The organism is Streptomyces sediminimaris (genome assembly GCF_047049295.1).
GTDB lineage: Bacteria > Actinomycetota > Actinomycetes > Streptomycetales > Streptomycetaceae > Streptomyces > Streptomyces sediminimaris.
The window spans coordinates 238,857-255,348 of sequence record NZ_JBJWOT010000002.1 but is presented as its reverse complement, the minus strand read 5'-3'; the positions used below and the strand labels follow the sequence as shown (position 1 = coordinate 255,348).

Here is a 16,492-nt window from a genome sequence, read left to right as displayed (position 1 = left end):
CAAGGCAGACTGAACGGCTTTGTCCCCCGAGAGAGCTACAAGCAAGTGTCCACTGCGTGGTGACGATCAAGAACCCGCTGACCCCTAGCGTGTGGGTGGCCCGCAGCGTTCGGGCCGCGAATCCGGAGCGGCTCACGTCGAAAGCCCATTCCTGGAGGAACGATGCTCCGCGAGGTTGAAGTCAACCACTGCCCCGCACTGTTCTGTGCCGTGGCCGGTTCGGTGCTGGCCAGGTGCGACGAGGTGTCGGGGCCGGATGCCCCGGCGCCGCTGACGGCCGGTGGTGGGACGCCGGTCGGGGCCGATTTCCGGCACCCCGAAGATCACCTCAGAGGGGTCGGTCGGTGAACGTGTCCTGCTCGGGTATGCCGGTCGAGGGACCTGGACTGCAGGGCAGGCGCAGCGGTTCGGCCGGTCCAGCCGCAGCGAACCGGGCGTCGCCGCCGTCATCGAAACGCCTGCCTCAAGCAGCCCGCGATCGCCGTCGAGGCCGGCATGTCACCGCCGAAGCCGCCGGACAGCCGGATCCTCGTCTCAGCGCCAGGAGCCTTCCATGCCGCTCAAATCGTCCGGCGCCCCGCGTTGCTCGCCCACACGTTCCAGGCAGTCTTCCCGGTCTTGGGCCGACTCCCGCTTGAATCACCGAGGCCCTCGTGCACCGGCGAAGGACAGCAGGGCTGAGATGCCGCCGTGCCGGGCCGGAAGGCTGACCCGTTCCGGCACGACGACGGGTCGCGTCGCGAACTGCGGTCCGACGCACCGTACTCCGGGCTGGCCGCGGCCCGTGTCGGTTGCCCGTTGTGCAGGGCTTGGACGAGCCCACCTCATCGGCACCGATCCGACCGACCCGGTCGCGCCACCCGCCCCATTCCTGGAACCGGGCGACTCACCGCCGCTGCGATCCTCACCGGCGGCCACGACACCCTCCGCCACGACCCGGTGCTGCTCGTACTGGTGGGCGCCACGGAGGCGGTGGTCCCGCTGATGGCGGGGCTGACGAGGCCATCACCGCGGCACGTGACCCGGCTGGACGTGCTCCGTTCGAATACGCCGCTCAGGGGGAGGGCGTCCCGGCTGAACGGCCGAGGCGCGAAAGGGTGACGGGTCGACCTCCGCTCCCCGAGCCGCAGAAGAACAGAGATCAAGAACATGCGTGACAGCAGGGAGACCGAGAACATGAACGACATCCCAAACCGGGAAGACGGCCTTGAACGGCTTCAAGCCGCCCTGTCAGCCCGGTCCATGGTCAAGGACTGGGCCGCGGGCGCGGAGCTCATGGAGCTGATCCGCGCTGTCCACGAAGCCGGTTGGCTGGAGCGCATGCACGGCAGGACCACCGTAGAGGAGCTGGCATCCAAAACCGGCACATCAACAGAAGCGGTCTCGGACGTGCTGGAGGTACTCGCTTCGGCCGGCGTGGTCCAAGCCGAGGACACTTCGTTCCAGTTGAGCGAAGCGTTCGATGCTCTTGTTCAGGGAGCCTCCGGCGTCGACCTTTCCACAGCGCTCGCGGCGCACGACCTCGCGCGCATCTGCATCGCTGAGGCGACCGGGCGGGTTGACAGCCGGAGCGGATTCGACGGCGCGCTGGCACTGGCACGGGACTGGGGGGTTCGAGCCGGTGGGGGTGCCCGTCAACTGTACGGCCTGGTGTACGAAGCGCTGCCGGAGTACCGGGACAGGCTCGCGGCAGGCGGCCCCCTGCTGGATGTGGGTTCCGGTGTCGGTGGCGCGCTGCTCACGACTCTTTCGCTGTTTCCCGGACTTCGCGCGGTCGGCGTCGAAATCGTTCCGGCGGTCGCCGCCGAAACCCGTGATCGGGCAGAAGAGGCGGGTGTCGCTTCCCGCGTCGCGGTCCGGGCAGTCGACGCGCGCTCCCTCGAGGATGAGTCGGCTTTCGCCGTCTGCTATTGGGCCCAGGGCTTTTTCCCGGCCGGCACCCGAACTGACGTCCTCAAGGCGATCTTCCGCGCACTGCAACCCGGCGGGCTGCTGTTGATGCAGGAGACGTTCCCGTCGACGACCGCGCGGGACGGTTGCACCACGCGCTCGCGGCTCGACCGCCTCGTCTACCGTCGGCAGAACATCGCGTACGGGCTTTCCGCTGAAGACCTGGTTGCCGAGGCAGAGGCAGCCGGGTTCCAGGACCTTCTCGTGCTCGACAGCCCGGCGGGCAGACTGGTCATGGTCCGCAAACCCCGTCGCTGAGCGACACCGCAGCATCGAGCCGCGGCTCGTGCGGGGTCCTCTGAAGTGAGGGGGTCAAGCCGTGAGGCGGCACTTTTGCTGGTCGGGGCCAGGCAAAGGGCGTTGATGTTCATGGGCCGCGTGGAACATCCAGTACTTGTCGAAGCCGCCGTTTGTGATCGGCGCGCGGAGTCGGAGGACGGCTTCGGCACCGTCAACGCCCAGGGGGTGCCAGCAGGCGCCTTCGACGGCGCCGGCAGCCGTCGGCCAGCCACTCACGAGGCCGGTGCCGTAGTGGAACTGACCAAGGTGGCTGCCGGTGAGGTAGCGGCCGGCAGGCGGTGGCTGCCTCGCGGCGGGCTGATGCTGTCCCGACGTACAGAAAGCGGCGGCTCAATTCGGCGAGCACACAGAGAATCACTCGGCTCCTGGCGCAGGACTGCGAGAACCTTGCGCGGCCGACCCAACGAGCTGGCTTACCGGTTACCGCACACATGCGGTGTCCTTCGATAAGAAGAGGTTTACATGACGGTCATTCCGATCAGGAAACTCGGCGACCCGGTTCTGCGGGAGCCGGCCAAGCCAATCACAGACTTCGACGCCGAACTCCGCACCTTGGTCGGCGACCTGCGCGAGACGCTGAACGACTCCCAGGGGGCCGGGCTTGCCGCTCCTCAGCTCGGTGTCGGCCTCCGCGTGTTCGTCTGGAGCCCCAAGTTGTCCGACGGCGATCTGGACCATCTGGTCAATCCCGTCGTGGGCTTTCCGGATGAAGAAGAGCAGGACGGCATAGAAGGGTGCCTGTCCATCCCCGGCGTCTACCTGGACACCAGGCGTCGGATGAATGTCGTGGCAAAGGGCTTTACCATGCAGGGCGACCCAGTCCAGATCGTCGGAGACGGGATGCTGGCCCGCTGCATTCAGCACGAGACTGATCACCTCGATGGAGTGATGTTCATCGACAGACTGACCCCTGAGATGCGGGAACGGTGGATGGCCACGCTGCGCGCGGCCGACTGGTTCGACGACGATGTCATGGCCAGGATCAAACAGTCACCACATCGGTAGAACGCCGCCGACTCCCGCTCTGTCAGCCCTGGGTGAGACACGCCCAGCGCACTGATCCCGCTCCCACCGTTTCCAGCACGCGGAGGCCCTACCGATGCCATCTGCGTCACGCACAGGGCGACGCCTTCCCTCCGGGGACGTCAAGGGTGGGGAGCAGAGCCTCAGCGGCCAGCCTGCGGAGAGGAGACGCCGCGGCCCGGCCGCCGCGTTCCGTGCGACCCCTGCCCGCGAGGACCGGCCGGGGGGCAACGCCAAGTCGGCATAGATGGTCTGGCGCACATGCGCCCATAGGTCGGGGCGGGTGGTTCGCACGTTCGGCGCAGGCCGGCCGGGCGTGAGTGGAGCAGTCGGTGGTCACAGAGACCCCCGTTGGGCGAGAGGTGCTGATCAGCTGGTCAGAGAGGGGTTGATGGGTGTTCAGGTTCCTCGGTTCGGCCGTCGCCTGCTTGGTGTGACTGCGCCCGTCGTCACCCAGACGACGAGCCCAGCGGCACGCAGCAGCAGACCGCAACGTCCTGACCGCCCTTGCGGGCTGCTTGAGCCGTGTGCCGCGACGAGTGGCAAGCACGGTTCTGAGGAGGGGGGCGCCGGAAAACGGCGCCCCCTATGCGAAAATCTTCTGCACCACGTCCGCGACCGCACGTTCCGCGGGGGCGACTCCAAAATCCATGCCGCCGAGCAGGCCGCGCTGGGCGTACGGACAGGGCGCCGTGTCGCCCAGCCACCAGGCGGCGGCCAACGCGGCACCCGCGCCGGCGGCGACCGCCCAGCGGATCCGGGCCGGGATCGGGGCGACGGGGGCGGTGGTGATGTGGTGCATGGTGTTCTCCAGTGGATCGATGCGGTCCGTGGTACGTAGTCGGGCGGTCGGCGTCACACGGGCCGGCTCAGCGCCCGCAGCGCCAGCCGGCCGCACAGCGCGGCGAGCGGCAGCTCGGCGCCGAGCGCCAAGGCGACCGCGCTGGCGAAGTCGCCGCCCGGGGCCGCGGTCGTGGTGTCGAACCAGGCGTCCACCACAAGCAGCGTCGCGGTCGCGGCGGCTGCCAGGGCGCGCCGCCGGTCGCCGCGGGCGGCGAGGAGGCCGGTGGCGATCAGGCCGAGCGCCTCCAGCGCGTCGAGCCCGACCCAGGCGACCGGCCAGTGCGCCGCTGTCGCGGTGGCCGGCAGGCCGGTGGCCAGCACGTACAGCCACGGCAGCAGGGCGAGCCCGCAGGCGACCAGCAGCCACCCGGCCCGCCGCATGCCCCGCGCCGGGCGCGGCTCCTCCGCCCCTCCATGGAGCGGGATGACCTCGGCGCGGTCAAAGCCCTCACCACCGGCCGATTCGTCGTTGCACAGCACCAGTTGACGCATCGTCTTGCCCCGCTCCCCGCCGGCTCTCCGCTCCACGTGCTCCACCCTCCGCCGCACCCCAGGGCACCGTCAGTCACGCAGGGTTCCGACCCCGGGTGGAGAAAAGTGCACCCCCGAACCGGGCGGTGAGGGCTGGCCGGGAGCGGCCGAGACCGTCTGCGGGCTGCTGCGGTTTCGTACGGCGAGAACGCGCTGCTCGTCGAGGTCTTCCGGCCGACAGGCAGACTCTCTCCCGTCGTTCAAACGGTCCGAGCCGGTACCGGTCAGGCGCCAGCGCCGCCGTCGACCGGGACCATCGCGCCGGTCACCATCGAGGCGCGGTCGCTGAGCAGCCACGCGGCGACCTCGGCGACCTCCCGGGGCTCGGCCATGCGACCGAGCGGGGTCGCCGCGTTGTTGGCCTCGACGATGCCCGGGGACACCGCCTCCCATGCGTCGATCATCTCCGTGGCCGTGCCGCCGGGAGTGATGCCATTGACGCGGATGCCCTCATGGCCCCACGTCACGGCCGCGGTCTCGGTGATGCTGTTGAGCGCGCGCTTCATGGCGCCGTAGGCCGGCAGTGCGGGGTTGGCGCGGCGGCTGCCGATGCTGGAGGTGTTGACGATCGCCCCGCCGCCGGTGCGGCGCATGAGCGCGGCCTCGGCGATCATGGCGGTCCAGTGCGAGCGGAAGTTCACGGAGAACTGCGCATCGATGTCCTCGTCGCTGGTGGTGTCGAGCGGTCCCGGCTGCTGGATCACCGCGCCGTTGTTGAAGGCGCCGTCGAGCCGTCCGTGCAGTTCCTCGACGCGATCGACCGCGACGCGGATGTTCGAGGAGTCGGCGAGGTCCAGGGTGACGGCGTCGGCGACACCGCCGTCGGCACGGATCTCCTTCACGATCCGCTCCAGGGCGTCAATGCCGCGGGCCGCCAGCACGACGGCAGCGCCCTCGGCGGCGAAGAGCCGGCCCGCGGCCGCTCCGATGCCGCGGCTGGCGCCGGTGATGAACACGACCTTGCCGGTGAGCAGGCCGACGGGTGCACGGGGTGTGGTGTGTGTGGTGTTCGTCATGACATCCAGCGTCCGGTCGGTCGTCGGCCGGATACAGGCACAGGCTGTACCAGGATCCGCCGCCGGACAGCGGGCAGACTCGGGGTATGGACAAGCAGGAACTCGGGGCGTTTCTCCGCAGCCGCCGTGAGCGGCTCCGCCCGCAGGACGTCGGCCTGCCCGCCGGACCGCGACGCCGCACCCCCGGTCTGCGCCGCGAGGAGGTCGCGGTCCTCGCGCACATCTCCACGGAGTACTACGTCCGGCTCGAGCAGGGCCGGGCGCCGCGGCCGTCGGCCGAGGTCCTCGCCGGGATTGCGGGCGCGCTGCGGCTCACCGACACCGAGTCCGACCACCTCCACGTCCTCGCCGGGACTGCGCCGGCGCGTGTCCAGCTGCATCGGCGCGATGTCCGACCGAGCATCCTCGCGCTCCTTGAGCGGCTCCCGCAGACAGCCGCCTTCGTGATTTCCACCGCCTTCGAGGTCCTCGCCTGGAACGACCTCGCGGCCGCGCTCATGGAGGACTTCGCACCGCTCGCCCCCAGCGACCGCAATCTGGCACGCCGTGCCTTCCTCGGGCCGCAGCGCGCAGGTGCGCCGCTGTACGGGGTCTCCGACGCCGCCGAGTTCCGGCACCACGTGGTCATGCAGCTCCGCGCCACTCTCGCCCGCTATCCGACCGATCCCGAGGTGACGGGCCTCATCGACGAACTCCGTACCAACAGCCCCGATTTCGCCCGGCTCTGGGAACAGCACGATGTACAGGCCGCGCCAATGCTGACCAAGACCTTCCGCCACCCGGTCGTCGGTGAGGTCACCGTCGACTGCGACACGCTCAGCCTCCCCGACCGCGATCAGTACCTGGTGCTCTACACCGCACCACCGGGATCCCCCGGCGCCGAGGCCCTTGCTCTGCTGAACGTCCTCGGAGCCGAGGCCGGCGACTACACCCGATAGTCGCCCGTGGGAAGCGTCAACGCACGGACGCCAGGCTGAGGCGCCGGTCAACCCCACGAACCGCTCCAGCACGGCCTCCTCGGTCGGGCGGCGCAGCCGGGCCTGAGCGCCTGCGCGACCTTCTCCCACTCCTGCCGAGCCGCGTAACGGAAGCTGTTCCTCAGTAGGTGAACGACGCAGACTCCCCCTGCCAGCCTCCTTGTTCCGGGATGCGTTGACGTGTGGCCCGGCCTGTGTCTGGTCGAGGCACTCCGAAGAGCCGCGGGATGCCCACTCGGTCACCTCGTGGCTGCTGCTGCTGCGGCGGCGGCGGCGGCGGTAAAGGGTGCTCAGGCCGCCGGCTCGGTCCCGGACGGGTGCCGAGATGCAGTTCTGGGTCTTGACGTGCTCCCTGGCCTGAAAGTCCAGGGACTCCGGCCTGGGGGTCGCCTGACCCTCCCGGGGGCTTCCTGCTTCACCGCGCCGCGCGGGCACGGGTGCCCGTCTTGACGGACTCGACGGCCACCGTGATCGGCGCGGTGATCATCGCACCGCTGTCCACGCCCTTCGTGGGCATCGCTCCGGGATCGGTGAAGCGCCGCCGCATCGGATCGGTGCAGGTCGCCCTCCTCGCGTGCCTGCTGGTGACCGCAGTCGGGATGACCATGCCGGTGCTCCTCCCCAGTGGCTACGACCTGCTGTCCAACACCCAGATCTCGTCGCGGACGTCGCCGGGCCCGATGGACCTGACCGCCGCCCTGGCGACCGGCTTCGCCGGCGCGGTGGCACTGGCCCGCCGGGACGTCGCCGCCGTGCTGCCCGGAGTCGCGATCGCCATCCCTCTCGTCCCGCCCCCGGTGGAGGCCGGAGTGTGCCTGGACAACTGCCGGGATGGCCGGCGCTGGGCGCACACCGAGCAGTTCGGCCTGGAGGCGTGCCCAGAAGGACTCCATCATCGCGTTGTCCACGCAGTCTCCGATGGAGCCCGTTGAGGGCAGCAAGCCGGAGTCCCGCGCGCGCTGGGTGAGCGCCCAGGACCCGAGTTGCACTCCGTGACCGGGGTGGATGATGGTGCCTCCCGGCCGCCGCCGGCCGCGAGGCGGAGCGCGAAGGCGATCACGAGGCGATCCGCCCGGTCGTGAGCAGGCCGGCCCTGCCGTCGCGGACGATGGCCTCCCGGTCGGCGTGCGCGGCGACCCGGGGCTCGTGGGTGACCAGGACGACGGTGGTGCCCTCCTCGTGGGCCGCGTCCACCATCAGGTCCATCGCCTGCTCGCCGGTCAGCGAGTCCAGCGCTCCGGTCGGCTCGTCGGCGAACAGCACCCTGGGCCGGGCGACCAGCCCGCGGGCCGGCGCCACCCGCTGCGCCTGTCCTCCGGACAACTCCCCGGAGCGGCGCCGTTCCAGGCCGTCCAGGCCCAGCCGGGCGAACCACGGGCGTGCCTCGGCGAGCGCGGCCGCCCGGCGCGTTCCGGCGAACAGCAGCGGCAGGGCGACGTTCTCCTCGGCGGTCAGCTCGGGGACGAGCTGACCGAACTGGAAGACGAAACCGAAGGTGTCGCGGCGCAAGGCGCTGCGCTCGGCCTCGTTCAGGGTGTCGACGCGGCGTCCGTCGAAGCGCACCTCGCCCGAGTCGGGGGTGAGGATCCCGGGCGGGACGCCATCACTCGGGCACGAGGTCGCCCCGCGGCCGTGTGCAAGGAGTCAGACCACGGAGTGGGAGCGCGCGAGCGGCTGTGAGGCGGCGATTCGCGCCATTGGCGCCGGTGGGCGTTAGCAGTGGCACGCCACGGGTAGCCGGTCGCTAAAGACCGGAGGTGACTTGGCATGCTGTTCCTCGGACTTCTTCTGCTCGCGGCGACTGCGGCCTTCACGGGACTGGCGATCTCCGACAACCTCGGCGGCGGACCCGACTACACGGTGTCCGTGCTCGGCAACGACGTCGCCACCATGAGCACCCTGGCGATCTTCTGCGCCGGGCTCGCCCTGGCCCTGATCTTCTCGCTGGGCCTGTACATGGCCGCCGGAGGCGCCGTGCGCCGTCGCAACCAAAGGATGCGGATGCGCAATGAACGCGACGCCCTGGCGGCCCGGCTTTCGGAGCGTGAGGGGGCCGCAGCGCCGCAAGCGACGGCCCCCGGCCAGACGGGTCCGGCAGCGGCCACGCCCCCGGCATCCGAGCCCGCGTCGACGTCACCACTGCGTCGCCAGCGCAGCAGGCGACTCCACCTCTTCGGCCACTGAGGCGATGGAAACCTGACGGTCGGAGCTGCGCCCGGTGGATATGGGTGCAGCTCCGACCGTGGGAAGTCTCCTTGCCAAGCCGTGAGTTGGTAGTTGTGCCGGTCGGGGGCGGGGCTGGGGCAGATACGCTCGTGTTCCCGAGCGCGGTGGTAGGACGAGTACTCGTCGGGGTCGTCGTTGTCGTTCAGAGGCGCGGATTTTCAGGCCGGCTTCGGCGCCGACCAGGCCCCAGCGGGAGCCGCCGATGTCGAGGCGGTCGCCGATCAGGTGCCGGCAAACGCCCTCGATCGACCGGGTGGCGATCGGCCAGCCTGCCGCTACGGGCAGTGTCGCAGCCGATCCCTTGATCGACATGCTCTCCGCATGGTGGAGCCGCCGGCTCTCAGCCCAGTCCTCCACACGGCGACAGGCGCGGGCCGCGAGGACGTGCGCCACTTGTCCCGCGCGCCGGGCACGACGGCCGGAGCCCCCTCAGAGGCTCCGGCCGCCGGCTCCGCGTCACGCCTTCTTCGCGGATCCGGTGGTGAGGTACACCTGTTACGGCAGCAGTTTCCCGCGTGAGACGTCGAAGCAGACCAGTCCCATGGACGTCGCGACCTGCGCCGCGTACGCCGTGACTTCCTCGGCCATGTTCCAGCGCACGCCGAAATAGATCAGCGGGCCCGTCGCGTCGCCGAGCAGTCCGTCGTCCCATACCGGGTGGTCATCGGTTTCCCCGGTCTCGTTGGGCCACCGTTCCAGCAGCGCGGCCGCATACGCCGAGATACGCTCGGTCGCAGGCTCGTTCAAGCCGTGGTCGTCGTCCGGATCGCCGTTCCAGACGAAGCGGCTGTAGAGCTCCTTGAAGACCCGTTCTGCAACAGGGTCGCCGGGCGGGCGGTCGCCTTCCCAGACGGCCAGGCGGCGAGTCTCGTACTTCCGCGTGTCATCGTTCATGGCGGAAGAGTGCCACACGGCTCCCTGGGGCAACGTAGCGCCTGGTCGGTCGCCGGAAACCGCACGACGAGCCGCTCCAGCGCAGGAGACGAAGGCGGCGGCCAAATCCTGATTGAACCCAGGCCAAAGGCCCAGACCTTCACTTCGAAGATCTGGACCTTTGGGTGGTTGACCCGGAGGATCCCATGCCTCAGTGGCACATGCTATTCATCCTCCAGAAGGAGCATGTCCTCCTCCGCTTGTACCTCTGCTTCGGCTTGCGCTATGGCGGCCTGAGTCTCCGCTTGAGTCATCGCCTGCGATTCCATCGCCGCGGCGTCGACGTTGTCCACCGATACCTCGTCGATGACCGTCTTGTTCTTCATCGAGGGGGTTATTGCAATACTTCGGGATGGCAGTTCTTCGCCCAACACCGATGTCTCGTTCAGACGCTTCAGCTCATTCGGTGTCGGATCACGGTAGACGACGTTTGTCGGAAGTTTTCCGGCCTTGATGATCGCGGTGAATCTCCTGTTGCTCAGAGAAACACTGACGTTGCCCCTCTTGAATGCCTCTATCTGGATGTCACCGACATCCACCTTGCCCTTCTTGATGGCGTCGGCGAGAGCTTCGATGGTCCGGTACTTCTGTCCGCCGGCCTCGATCGGGGCGCTGAAGTTGGGCCCGACCCGCGCCTGACCGAAGGCCCAGGCGGCGGCGACGGCAGCCGCCGCTCCCTGATGCTCCACCACTTCCTTGGCCGCCCGCCTGGCGGCTGCCCGTTCTTCCTCCTGCTTCTTCTCGGCGTTCGGGTCGTAGAGCGACTTCAGCAGCTGCTGACGCTGTGGATCCTCGGGGCCGGAGTATCCGAGGGTGTCACACAGGTCATCGCAGTGGTGCGCCACGTAGGACATGTGGCGCTGCTGCTTGAGGGTTGCGTCAGGGTTCTGGTTCCACTTGCTGGTGCTGCATTCGGTGTGGACACAGTCACCGGTCTGCGTCGCCCATGCGCTGCAGTCGCCTCCACAGGCGTTGCCGTGCTCGTCACAGCCCTCGTGCCCGTTGCGGCAGGTGTAGAGGCCGCTCGGATCGGCGTGGGTGACAGGGGAGTTGTCGGCGTAGTCGTAACCGTTGAGACTTTCCGGGTTGTCCAGGGCCAGGACGTGGTCGGCGGAGAGGAAGCGGCCCGTGGCGGGGTCGTATTCGCGGGCGCCGAGATTCTCCAGCCCGGTGGCGGCGTCGGATGTGCCGCCGACGTAGCCCCGGTCACCGGGCCAGCTTGTGGGTGCGGTACCCCGAGTGGCGCCGAAGGGGGTGTACTGGCGGCGGGTTACGGACTGGGTCTGGGCGTCCACGGCGAGAGTGGCGGTGCCCTGGTGGTCCGGGATGAGGTACTGGATGGCGCCGCTGCTGGAGCGTTCGGCGATCGTGGCGCCGGCCACGCTGTAGTAGCGGGTACCGGACAGGGCCTGGGTGGACAGGTTCTCGGTGATCTCCTCGTCACCGACCATCAGCTGGGCCTTGGACGGGCCGGTACGCAGCACCAGGTTGCCCGAGGTGTCGTAGAGGTAGCTGGTGGTCCCGGTGGTGTTGGTGTCGGTGGCGAGTTTGCCCTGGTCGTTCCAGGTGAGGGTCTGGTCGCCGAGGCTGCCGCCGGTGATCTTGGTGGTGTGGCCGGAGGTGTCGTACGAGTAGCTCGCTGTGTTCGCCGAGGCGTTGGGGCCGGTCGCGGTGGTGCCGGTGAGGGTGTGCGGCTGGTCGGTGGCGGAGCCCTGGGCGGGGTAGGCGTACGTGGTGGTGGTGTCGTCGGCGGTGGTGCCGCTGGTGTCGTGGTCGGTCTCGGTGCCGCGGTCGCCCGCGGCGTTGTAGGTCCAGCTGGTCCAGTAGGGGTGGGGGCCGCCGACCGTGGAGCTGCTGCCGGAGATGGGGGTGGTGGCGCAGTTGTCGGTGGCGGTCCAGGCGCTGGACAGCCGGGTGGCGTAGTCGTAGGTGTAGCACTGGGTGTCGGTGACCGCGCCGCCGTTCTGCTGGTCGGTGGTGGCGGTGACCAGGCCGGCGCCCTTGGAGACGCTGCCGTCGGCGTAGGTGTAGGTGGTGTTGTCGACGACGGTGGAGCTGGTGGAGTCGGTGGTCTTGGCGCCGGTGAGTGCACTGGTCTGCGGGTCGTAGGTCAGGCTCAGGTCGACCCAGTTGCCGGAGCTGCCCAGGGTGTACTGGAGGACCTTGCCGTACTCGTCGTAGCCGATGGCGTCGGCGTAGGGCCAGGCCGTGGTGCCCGTGCTGTTCAGGCTGGTGGGCTGGCCGTAGGTGTCGTAGCCGATGCCGACGGTCTCGGTGGGCAGCCCGCCCGCGGCGCTGTCCTGGTGGCTGGCGACCTGGCCGATCACGTTGTAGCTGTAGGAGGTGACGTAGCCGCCGGAGGGTTCCAGAACGGCCTCGTTCGACGGCAGGTTGGCCAGCGATTGCCTGGTCGCGGCTACCTTGCCCATGCTGGTGTAGCCGAGGACCTGGTGCGTGACCGAGGTGCTGGTGGTGCCGTGCTGGTAGGCGGTGTCGGAGGTCGGGTAGCCCTTCTTGATCGTGTCGTACGTCCAGGCGCCGGTCTGGTTGCCGGTGGAGGGGGCGGCACCGCCGGTGGTGTCGTACGAGGCCTTCTTTCGGCCGTCGTTGTCGTAGGTGTACGTGGTCTGCTTGCCGCGGGCGTCCGTGGCGGTCAGCAGCTGGCCGGCGTCGTCGTAGGTGCTGGTGGTCGTGCCGGTGTCGGGGTCGCTCGCGGAGGTCTGACGGCCCAGCAGGTCGTAGCTCCAGGACCAGGTGTTGCCGGCGGCGTCCTTGACGGTGGCCTGCTTGCCGCTGGGGTGGTACGTGTAGTGGGTGTCGGAGTAGTCCGTGGCCGGGTCGTTGACCGGGTCGGCGGCAGCGCCCTTGTGGTACTCGTACAGATCGGTGGTGCGGCCGCGGACGTCCTCCAGACTCGTGGTCGCGGTCGCGCCGGCCGGGGGCACGGTGGTGGTGAAGTTGCCGCCGTACTTGTACGTGGTGTGCCACGTCTCGGTGCCCAGCGCGTAGGCGGTCGCCGTCGTCTTGCGGGCGGCGCCGTCGTAGGCGTAGCCGGTCTCGGACGGGATGTCGCCGTCCTGCGCCTGGACGAGCGTTCCGCTCGGAGTGCCCGATGTGTAGTACGGGGCGGTGGTCTTGGCCGTCCAGCCGTCGGTGTTGTAGACGGTGTCGGTCACATTGCGGCCGCCGTCCTCGGTGGCGGTCTGCGTCTCGCGCTCGCGCAGCAGCGCGTCGTAGAGCGACTCGCTGATCCGGTAGGTGGACCCGTCCTTGTTGAGGGACTTGGTGGTGACTGCGGACGGGGCGCTGTTGGAGAGCGTGTAGGTGTACTCGGTGACGGCCTTGCTGATGCCCGGGGCGAACGTGGCCGTGGTGCGGCCGAGCGCGTCGTACTGTCCGGAGGTGACGTAGCCCGCCGGGCTGGTGACCTTCAGCGGCAGCTCGCGCACCGCGTCGTAGCTGGTGGTCGCGGCGTGGCCGAGGGGGTCGGTGACCTGGATGCTGGTCGGTTCGGCGCCGGTGGCGGGAGTGTAGGCGGTGGTGGTCGTACGGCTGTCCGCGTCGGTGGAGGTCTTCGCGCGGCCGTACTCGTCCACGGTGCCGGTGGACATGGTGCTCCACACCGGGGTCGAGCCGCTGTAGGAGCTGACCTGCCGCACCATCGTCGCGTCCCCCTTGGTGGGGGCGGCGCCGAAGGTCGTGGAGTTGTCGTAGTAGGTGCGGACGTCGGAGACCGCGTCATCCGGGTAGGTGGGCGTGACGGTGCACTTCTGCGAGACCGTCGCCGTCTCGTCGGCCGTGTCGAGGATCCACTTGCCGGTGTTGTCGTCGTACGTCGTCGTGGTGCACAGGTTGTCGGTGGAGGCGTAGGGATCACCCAGGTCGTCGGTCTGGGTGACGCGGCCGTACGAGTCGTGGGTGTACTTGATCTCCCGTTCCTGGGTGCTGCCCGAGGCCAGCGGCGTGAACACCCGCGACTTGCCCGAGCCGGTGTGGAACGCCTGCTGGGAGGGGAGCGAGCCGGACAGGGCGTGGGTGGAGGTCGCGGTGGACGTCCACGGGTCGGTCACGCTGTCGGTGACGATCTTGCCGGTGCCGGAGCCGTTGTAGACGATCTTCTCGTAGAGGTCGCCCGCGTACTGGTTCAGGTCCGTGACCGGGGTGTCGCCGCGTGAGTCGGTCACCGTCACCGAGCGGGTCCCGCTGTTGGGCAGGGTGTCGCCGTCCATGCCGCGGAAGTAGGTGGAGTCGGTCTCGGTGACCGGGTCGGGGGAGGTGCCGGTGGTCACCTTCATGCCCTGGTAGCCGCGCCACTCGTTCCAGGTCCGCTGTCCGGACGGGGTGAGGGGGTTGTCGTCGTAGTGCCAGGCCGGGGAGCCGATGGGTGTGTAGTGGGTGCTGATGGTGTCGTTGACACCGCCGCCGGTGGGGTCCTGTTCACTCACGCCGGTGACGATGAACTTGTTGAACCAGTCCTCGATCGGCGAGGTCGTCCCGGACGGCGTCCAGTACGACGGGTAGCAGCGGGTGGTGTTCTGGCTCGGGTCGGACGGGGTGCCCGAGGCACAGTCCGGGGACGAGTAGCCGACGTTGATCAGCTCGCCGGTCTCGGTCTCGATCTTGTTGAGCCGGTAGCGGGTGATCGGCGCGTAGCCGTCGGTGGTGTTGACGCGGTTGGACAGCGGTGTGCCCGAGAAGGTGACCGAGGGCAGGGTGATCGGCGAGCTGGACCCGCCGGCACTGATGTCCTGGCCGGTGCGGGTGATCGAGTCCAGCCACAGGGAAGGTGTCGTGGAGTCACCGGTGGCGGGGAACGAGTAGGTCATCGCCCACTGGTCCACGTCCTGCTCGGTGGTGCCGACCAGCGCCTGGGTCTGGATGCCGGTCAGCTCCTCCTCGCTCCAGAAGCTGGGCGAGTTGACCGTGCAGGACGCGTTCTGCGCGCAGTGCAGGTCGTAGGGCACGTCCGGCCAGCTGGACGCCGTCGAGGAGGACAGAGTCGAGGTGGAGCAGCCGGTGGAGGAGGTGTTGCAGCGGCCGTTGTAGGTGAACAGCACCTGAGCGGCCGGGGTGGTGGAGTAGACCGAGCCGTCGCGCTGCCCGTACTCGATCTTGGCCGGTTCGGCGTCCCTGGTGTACGGGGTGTTCGCGGTGCTGCCCAGGTCACGGGCGTAATACCCGGTGTGCCGGGTGTAGAAGAAGGAGATGGCGTCGCCGTGGGTGTCGGTGACGTAGTCGAGGTTCCACCGGTAGGCCTGCTGACACCAGGAGTCGGCGAACGTCGAGTTGTAGCACGGCTGTCCGGAACTCGTGGCGTAGACCGGCTCGGTCTGTACGGAGTCGGTGGTGGCGTCCCCGCCGGCGAAGCCCGGAAGCCGGTTCAGGCCGAAGGTGTACTGGGTACCGTCATCGGTGGTGACCCGCCAGTACTCGCCGTTGTGGGCACCGTTGGTCGCGCCGGTGAGGTACTCCACCTTCTCGTTGCTGTCGTCCCGCGGGTGCCAGGCGCCGGTGAGGTCGTCCTTGATCAGGGTGCTGGACCGGCCGTTCAGGGACAGCACCATCTGGTTGGTGCCGGACCAGCACCTGTCCCAGGTCTTGGTGGTCCCGGTCGGGTTCTCATGACAGGACTGATAGGAACGCTCGATGAAGTTCCGGCCCAGGCTGAAGCCGTCGCCCACGGGGGACGCCTGGTTGTTCGTCGAGGACGTCAGGCCGTCCACCGACTGCGAGTCGTAGTCGAAGGAGAGGTTCGGGCCGAGTCCGCCGGGGACCGACGGGGTGGAGATCGGGTAGGCCCACGTGAACGCGTCCGAGCTGCCGCCCGCCTGCCACTTCCCGGACGGGCTCAGGCTGGTCTGGCCGAAGTCGCCGCCACCGCCGCCGGAGGACGACGAGGTGGTGGTGTCCGCCGAGAGCAGCATCGGCTGCATGGCGGTGGTGCCGGTGCCGGTGGACCTGGTGCCGGTGGTCGTGGAACCGCTGCTGGTGCTCTGCGCGGGCAGCGTGGTGGTGAGCCGTTCGGCTCGGGTGTTGTTCTTGGTGGGCAGCGGCGAGTGGGCGCGGCATGCCGCACGGTGAGGGGACGTCAGGGCGCACGCGGGCAGCGAGCTGATGCCCAGGCGACTTGACCAGTCACCGCCGAAGGCGCTCTTGAACGCCTGGTAGCCGAGCGTCAGCCGTAGCGAGCCGGTGGTGTGCGCCCCTGGGGTGACCTCGACCAGGACGCCGTGGACACCGGCCGCCGTGGCCGCGCTCTGCGGAAGGACCCGGACCTTGGCGCTGCTGCCGGCTGCCGAGGCGGTGTCTGCCGACGCCCGGTTCTTGTGGGCCGCGTGCTTGTCCGGCGCGCTGCCGAGCCAGACCGGCAGCTTTCCGGCGCGGGCGGAGGCGGGCGAGGCGGCATGGCCGGGCAGGGTGACCGTGGCGCTGCCGCTGGGCCACTGGGGCCTGGGCAGCCGGTGCGTGGCCGGTGGCTTGAGCCGGTGGTAGTGGGAGGCGACCGGGGAGACCGGGATCGGCTTGGTGTGCGCCGCCTTCGGGGGGTGCCGGTGGGTTGCGGCCGAGGCCGCACCGACGTTGGCGCCCAGGCTCGTGGTGGACAGGGCGAGTACGACCAGCACCCGGATCAGGGTGCCGGGTTTCGCCCGTTTCCATATTCGGCCGGCGGTGCCGCTCCCGGATCTGCCATCC

Annotated in this window: 10 protein-coding genes and 3 pseudogenes; 5 read left to right on the top strand and 8 right to left on the bottom strand. The window is 69.4% G+C overall.

What is annotated here, in order from left to right:
- Nucleotides 1-1,176: 1,176 nt before the first annotated feature.
- Nucleotides 1,177-2,208 carry an SAM-dependent methyltransferase gene (locus ACJ9NR_RS39075; RefSeq protein WP_412494450.1) on the top strand — a complete coding sequence of 344 codons (1,032 nt, stop codon included), beginning with the start codon at nt 1,177-1,179 and terminating at the stop codon, nt 2,206-2,208.
- A 54-nt stretch (nt 2,209-2,262) separates the two neighbouring features.
- Here ACJ9NR_RS39075 and ACJ9NR_RS39070 read toward each other — a convergent pair.
- Nucleotides 2,263-2,551 (bottom strand): annotated as a pseudogene (locus ACJ9NR_RS39070) (ISKra4 family transposase); the annotation flags it as partial.
- Between the two features lie 161 nt (nt 2,552-2,712).
- Between ACJ9NR_RS39070 and def the strand changes: the two are divergent.
- Nucleotides 2,713-3,255 (top strand): peptide deformylase, encoded by a 543-nt coding sequence (gene def, locus ACJ9NR_RS39065; protein ID WP_412494451.1) that lies wholly within the window; start codon nt 2,713-2,715, stop codon nt 3,253-3,255.
- 604 nt (nt 3,256-3,859) lie between these two features.
- On the opposite strand, the gene ACJ9NR_RS39060 is transcribed toward def, so the two are convergent.
- The 3 genes from ACJ9NR_RS39060 to ACJ9NR_RS39050 form a co-directional block, all read right to left on the bottom strand.
- Nucleotides 3,860-4,075: a hypothetical protein gene (locus ACJ9NR_RS39060; RefSeq protein ID WP_412494452.1), complete on the bottom strand. Its 216-nt coding sequence runs from the start codon at nt 4,073-4,075 to the stop codon at nt 3,860-3,862.
- Nucleotides 4,076-4,128: 53 nt separating this feature from the next.
- Nucleotides 4,129-4,644 (bottom strand): hypothetical protein, encoded by a 516-nt coding sequence (locus tag ACJ9NR_RS39055; RefSeq protein ID WP_412494453.1) that lies wholly within the window; start codon nt 4,642-4,644, stop codon nt 4,129-4,131.
- A 227-nt stretch (nt 4,645-4,871) separates the two neighbouring features.
- On the bottom strand, nt 4,872-5,663 hold the full coding sequence (locus ACJ9NR_RS39050) for an SDR family NAD(P)-dependent oxidoreductase (RefSeq protein ID WP_412494454.1): 792 nt from the start codon (nt 5,661-5,663) through the stop codon (nt 4,872-4,874).
- Nucleotides 5,664-5,749: 86 nt separating this feature from the next.
- On the opposite strand from ACJ9NR_RS39050, the gene ACJ9NR_RS39045 reads away from it, so the two are divergent.
- Nucleotides 5,750-6,601, top strand: a complete 852-nt coding sequence (locus tag ACJ9NR_RS39045; RefSeq protein ID WP_412494455.1) for a helix-turn-helix transcriptional regulator — start codon at nt 5,750-5,752, stop codon at nt 6,599-6,601.
- A 30-nt stretch (nt 6,602-6,631) separates the two neighbouring features.
- Here the strand turns inward: ACJ9NR_RS39045 and ACJ9NR_RS41725 are convergent.
- Nucleotides 6,632-6,780, bottom strand: a pseudogene (locus ACJ9NR_RS41725) (IS256 family transposase); the annotation flags it as partial.
- Nucleotides 6,781-7,086: 306 nt separating this feature from the next.
- Here ACJ9NR_RS41725 and ACJ9NR_RS39040 point away from each other — a divergent pair.
- Nucleotides 7,087-7,572: a DUF389 domain-containing protein gene (locus ACJ9NR_RS39040; protein WP_412494456.1), complete on the top strand. Its 486-nt coding sequence runs from the start codon at nt 7,087-7,089 to the stop codon at nt 7,570-7,572.
- Between the two features lie 124 nt (nt 7,573-7,696).
- On the opposite strand, the pseudogene ACJ9NR_RS39035 reads toward ACJ9NR_RS39040, so the two are convergent.
- A pseudogene (locus tag ACJ9NR_RS39035) lies at nt 7,697-8,230 on the bottom strand (ABC transporter ATP-binding protein); the annotation flags it as partial.
- A gap of 177 nt (nt 8,231-8,407) precedes the next feature.
- Between ACJ9NR_RS39035 and ACJ9NR_RS39030 the strand changes: the two are divergent.
- Entirely contained in the window at nt 8,408-8,824 is a 417-nt protein-coding gene (locus ACJ9NR_RS39030) for a hypothetical protein (RefSeq protein ID WP_412494457.1), read from the top strand.
- 537 nt (nt 8,825-9,361) lie between these two features.
- Here ACJ9NR_RS39030 and ACJ9NR_RS39025 read toward each other — a convergent pair.
- Together ACJ9NR_RS39025 and ACJ9NR_RS39020 are read right to left on the bottom strand one after the other, a co-directional pair.
- Nucleotides 9,362-9,760, bottom strand: a complete 399-nt coding sequence (locus tag ACJ9NR_RS39025) for a hypothetical protein (RefSeq protein ID WP_412494458.1) — start codon at nt 9,758-9,760, stop codon at nt 9,362-9,364.
- Nucleotides 9,761-9,963: 203 nt separating this feature from the next.
- Nucleotides 9,964-16,422 carry an RHS repeat-associated core domain-containing protein gene (locus ACJ9NR_RS39020; protein WP_412494459.1) on the bottom strand — a complete coding sequence of 2,153 codons (6,459 nt, stop codon included), beginning with the start codon at nt 16,420-16,422 and terminating at the stop codon, nt 9,964-9,966.
- Nucleotides 16,423-16,492: the final 70 nt, after the last annotated feature.